Raw genomic sequence first — 358 nt, 5'->3', positions numbered from 1 at the left:
GCAACTTTGTAAGAACCGTTTTGTATGTTCGCTACAGTTGCAGCCGCACCATCGATAGCTAGAGGTTGAACAGTCTCGTCAACAGTACCTAGAGAGATGTAACCGATAGCGTATGGGTTGTTTGCTACAGATACTTTAAGAGCACCGTTACCGTTTGCAACTTGAGCACGTTGAGAAATCGCTGATACTTTCATACCAGATACTTCCATTTTAAGGCTCATGATGTCTTCGAATGCACCGCGAGTACCAGAAGCTGTGTCACGAGTGATTGCTACGATAGGCTTGTCGTCACCACCAACTTGGCTCCAGTTTGAGATTTCACCTTTGTAGATTGCAGTGATTTGCTCTGCAGTAAGAC

The 358-nt window shown here is 45.3% G+C and carries 1 protein-coding gene; it reads right to left on the bottom strand.

The window, feature by feature from the left end; translation table 11 throughout:
* Positions 1–358: substrate-binding domain-containing protein (locus AB4585_RS28115; RefSeq protein WP_372172052.1), on the bottom strand; the 358-nt coding region annotated here is incomplete at both ends.

Source organism: Vibrio sp. 10N.222.49.C9, assembly GCF_041474985.1.
Lineage (GTDB): Bacteria > Pseudomonadota > Gammaproteobacteria > Enterobacterales > Vibrionaceae > Vibrio > Vibrio crassostreae_C.
This window is presented reverse-complemented; position numbering and strand designations above follow the sequence as displayed.